Source organism: Mesorhizobium sp. M8A.F.Ca.ET.021.01.1.1, assembly GCF_003998025.1.
GTDB lineage: Bacteria > Pseudomonadota > Alphaproteobacteria > Rhizobiales > Rhizobiaceae > Mesorhizobium.
Genome location: NZ_RZSJ01000523.1, coordinates 1 through 4,392, shown reverse-complemented (window position 1 = coordinate 4,392; position 4,392 = coordinate 1). Strand labels below are relative to the sequence as shown.

The 4,392-nt window shown below is 56.0% G+C and carries 2 protein-coding genes and 2 pseudogenes; 1 reads left to right on the top strand and 3 read right to left on the bottom strand.

What is annotated here, in order from left to right; genetic code table 11:
- Positions 1-684 (bottom strand): annotated as a pseudogene (locus tag EOA36_RS28855) (polysaccharide biosynthesis protein); the annotation flags it as partial.
- Between the two features lie 303 nt (positions 685-987).
- Here EOA36_RS28855 and EOA36_RS28850 point away from each other — a divergent pair.
- On the top strand, positions 988-2,781 hold the full coding sequence (locus EOA36_RS28850) for a capsular polysaccharide synthesis protein (protein WP_127280411.1): 1,794 nt from the start codon (positions 988-990) through the stop codon (positions 2,779-2,781).
- Here the strand turns inward: EOA36_RS28850 and EOA36_RS28845 are convergent.
- On the bottom strand, positions 2,678-4,174 hold the full coding sequence (locus tag EOA36_RS28845) for an ABC transporter ATP-binding protein (RefSeq protein ID WP_127280410.1): 1,497 nt from the start codon (positions 4,172-4,174) through the stop codon (positions 2,678-2,680). The genes EOA36_RS28850 and EOA36_RS28845 overlap by 104 nt on opposite strands.
- Positions 4,164-4,392: pseudogene (locus EOA36_RS37825) on the bottom strand (ABC transporter permease); the annotation flags it as partial. The pseudogene EOA36_RS37825 and the gene EOA36_RS28845, both read right to left, overlap by 11 nt.

The following is a 4,392-nucleotide window of genomic DNA, read 5'->3' as shown; positions in this document are numbered from 1 at the left end:
CTTGGTGCCGGTCGCATAATCCTCCAGCACATCGATCAGGCGCGGCCGGGTCGCCACCACGGGAACCCCTTGAATGCGCGTGCCGAGCGGTGCGCCGTGCTCGGTGGCCATGATGCCGACGATGGAATGGTCGGCGGGCTGCGCCGTGCGCGTGAAACGAATGATCAGGTCGGCCTCGCTCAGCCTCCCGACGAACAGGGCCTGTTTGGCGCGCGCCGTGTCGGCCTTGCCGTTCAGAACACCCCAGCTCGCGCCGTCACGCAGAAAGCGGTAGAACAGCCGGGGCGCCGAGATGATGGTGAAGGAGACGAGCAAAAAGACGATGAACTGGCGCTCGTTGAGGCCCGCGACAGGCTGGAAGAAGCGCACGACCAGCGAGACGGCGTAAAGCACGAATGTCAGGATCGCGCAGCTCTTCAGGATGTTGAAGAAATCAGGCGTCGAGGCGAAGCGCCAGACCGTGGTGTAGAGGCCGCAATATCTGAACAGAAGATGGCTGATGAGAACGATGCCGGCCCAGGTGACAAGGCCCTCCGTGGAGAGCGCGCCGAACGAAAGATCCGACCGCGACAGGACAAGGCTGAGCGCCACGGCGACCAGGACCATGACCACGTCCTGGACCATGATGAAGGCGCGCCGCACCTGTGGCCTGAGCCCGAACACAGCTTCCAGGGAAGTATTCATTAGGCAGTACTAAACTCCAGGCTGTCGGCATGACTACCCGCAAAGTGTCAGCACGAGAACCATTCGTGACCGTCACACTTCCAAGTAGCATTTCCGGCCCCCGCCTGCTGTATCGCATACTGCGGGCCGCGGGGCATAGCCAGATGTTTTTTTTGGGTTGGCATTCCCACGCAAGTCATTGTCTGTGTATTGCCTATCGGATCGCAGAGAATGAGGAACGTGCACTGCGCGTGGTCGGGGTTGAGGACTGGGATGCACGCTGCTAAGGCAGGCTAAGGCCGCGTGTCGCAAACGGGATGAACGATGCCACCTAAAATTATCTGGATGCTGTGGCTGCAAGGCATCGAAACAGCGCCACAGATCGTGAAAGCATGTGTGAACTCTTGGGAGAGAATGAACCCCGGCTGGACGATCCAAATCCTGGCCAAAGGGAATTTGGCCGACTTTTTGCCCGATGTTAGCGATCCAAATTCGCTTCTCTCCAGATCGCTTTCAGATGCGGCATATAGTGATATCGTGCGTATCGAGCTTCTGTGCAGATATGGCGGAGTGTGGGTCGACGCTACCTGCTATTGTCTGCAGCCTCTCGATGAGTGGCTTGATAGCGTCATGTCAGAAGGTTTCTTTGCCTTCGAGCGGCCTGCCCCTTCCCGAATGCTATCTTCATGGTTTTTGGCTGCCAGCCAGTCCTCCTACCTAACTTATGAATGGCGCCGGCTGGTCCATCAACACTGGCAGAACCGAGCAGTTGACCCGGACTATTTCTGGTTCCATCACCTATTTGGCCAAGCTTATCAAAATAGCAGAAAATTTCGCGTGTTGTGGGACCAAGTGCCGAAAATATCAGCCGGCGGCCCACATATATTCGCACCTTATGAGACGCGATTGCTTGGCGCGATTTCAGAAGAAGACAGAGAGATCGTATCTCTTGCCAAGATTCCGATCTTGAAGCTTACGCACAAAGTTGACCACAGTGCCGTTCGCGAAGGAAGCATCTACCAATTTCTTTGCAACTTCGGCAGGCACCCATCCGGCCGTTACATCCCACATCCGAGCGGCCGACACGCCACAGTCACTGACACGGCGGCCAAAGCGCCGCCTATCCTTTTGTGCTGGTATGGATCGCTGAAAGACAATGGAACTATCGGCGACCTATTCGCAGTGCAGAGTGTTGCTGCCCGTATGAAAGCGTTGGGGTTGAATTTCAGGCATCTAACAGCGAGTACCGCGTTTGAAATTTCCGGCGAAAGGGTGGCGCTAGACGAAATCGCCGAGGGCGACTACGCCACGTTGGTTTTTGTTTGCGGTCCGGTCATCAGAGATCATCCGATTGTAGAGACGATAATTCGTCGATTTCCGTCGATTAGCAAAATCGGGATCAGCATAAGCCTCTTTGGCCGAGACCATATCAACTACGTGCAGCCGTTTGACGTCGTGTTGGCTAGAGAAGGAGGCGGTCGGCGCTTTGAGGACGTCGCCATTCTCGCGCCTTCGCGGGTCACTCCAAAGCGAGCGCGTGAACCAAATGAACCGCTTGTTGTCGGATTGGTGCTCCGCGGCGAGCAAGGCGAGTATGGACCCCAGAGCTCACTTCACGATCGCACTAGCGCTCTTACGGCGCGGGTGCTCGACAGCTTGGCCACAAAATATCAAGTGAGAACGCTTGAGATAGAGCACCACTTGACCCGCTCTGGTCGCGCACCTGTCGAAATTGAGGCTCTATACTCGTCTTGTGATCTCGTGCTCACATCTCGTTTTCATGGCGCAGTTCTGGCGATGCGCAATGAGGTTCCCTTCATCGCGATCGATCAGATTCGCGGAGGTGGGAAGCTGACAAACCTCCTTTCCACCTCTGGATGGCCATTTGTCTATCGGATTGAGCACGCGAAGGAGGATGAAGTCACGGGCGCTGCCTTGAACCTCATTGAGGGGGGCAAACGTGACCTGCTTCTAGATGTTATCGAACACACCAAATCCAGGGCCGTCGAGACACTCAACGCTCTGGAAGTTCTGCTGACGACACCGCCACCTGCGGCGTTACGTCCAAGTTGGCGTAGCCGATTGCTGCAAGGTCTGGCTCGTTGGCGACACGGATGAGAATGCCTTCGATAATTTTGTGAAGCATACGCAACTCGTCGTTGACCAAACCTCGCACACCGGCACTTGCGAGATATACTCCCGGCAACATGACACAGTTAAAAGTAAAACTTATTGTCATTTCAGAACCAGATCTGACGAATCTGGTTCTTTCTCCTTTTACTCTGTGCGTGTCCGAGCCCGCCAACACTAAGCCTGTCACATTTTTGAACAGAAACTCAAAGCCGACCTCGCTTGCATCGGACGAAAAAAACACGGTATATTCCAAGACATACCGCTTTCCCATTTGCAGTACATTCACCCCCTCACCACTGAGAGTCAGAACGCGAAGGTCTCGAATTCGGGCACCCCGTTCTTCGAGATAAACTGCGGACTTCGACTTGAGGTTGGGATCATGATAATCTGCATACTGGCTGACGGTGTCGCTCGGTTCGGCCTCGATCGGTAAAGCGACGACTGCATCGGAGGCTTCTCCGGCAGGCGAAGCGGCGGGCCTTTCAGGATCGGGGGCGGAAGGCTTGTTTTCGAAATTGTCAGTAACTGCTGCCCTGGTGGTCGGCGAAACGGCACGGAGCGCCTTAATCCCGGTGCGAATTTCTGTCGCCACCTCCGTGCTGGCGCTGACCAACCGTTGATATTGCGCCACCACTGCTTTTGGCCGACCTTCCAGGATAAGTTCGCCTCCATCCATAAGCATCGCCCGCGTGCACAGCTGAACGATGGTCGACGCACCGTGGCTGACAAAAAGAATGGTGCCGCCCTTATCCTTGATTTGCTCGATGCGGGCGAAACATTTGCGCTGGAATGCCTCGTCGCCCACAGCGAGCGCCTCATCCACCACCAAGATGTCGGGATCAACATTGATTGCGGTGGCGAAGGCCAACCGTACATACATACCCGACGAATAGGTCTTCACCGGCTGGTCTATGAAGGGGCCTATATCGGCGAAACGAGCGATATCGTCGAAACGCCATTCCATTTCCTTGCGCGGCACGCCGAGGATCGAGGCATTGAGAAAGACGTTTTCGCGGCCGGTGAATTCGGGATTGAACCCAGCGCCAAGCTCCAGCAGCGCGGCGATGCGGCCATTGACCTCGACCGAGCCGCTGGTTGGCTGCAGCGTGCCACAGATGATCTGCAGCAGTGTCGATTTGCCGGAGCCATTACGGCCGATGATACCGATAGTTTCGCCGCGTCCTATCTCAAAGGAGACTCCGGATAGGGCGGCGAAATCCCGGAAATAACGGCGTGGCGGACGCCCGATCAGCCGCTCCAACCGTGGCACGAGCATCTGCTTGAAGCGATCCTCGGGGCGGTTGAACATGACGTAGTGTTTAGACACATCGCGCACGCGAATAGCGACGTCCGACGCACCGATCTTGTCAGAGGACATCTGCAAATCCCCGGCGTGTCTTTTGGAAAAATTGATAGCCGAGAAACGCGACCGCAATCGCCGCGAGCAAATAGCTGCCAAGCGCCAACCAATCCGGCTCTATATCAAAAATCACTACGTCACGGAAACTCTCGACGGGAATCGCTAGCGGATTCAGTGAGAGCCATGGCTGTAGCCATATGGGCAGCGAGGTCCTCTGGAAGAAAACCGGCGAGAGG

Coding starts and splice junctions, on each gene's coding strand:
- EOA36_RS28845 (WP_127280410.1), bottom strand. CDS start 4,174: ATGTCCTCTGACAAGATCGGTGCGTCGGACGTCGCTATTCGCGTGCGC.
- EOA36_RS28850 (WP_127280411.1), top strand. CDS start 988: ATGCCACCTAAAATTATCTGGATGCTGTGGCTGCAAGGCATCGAAACA.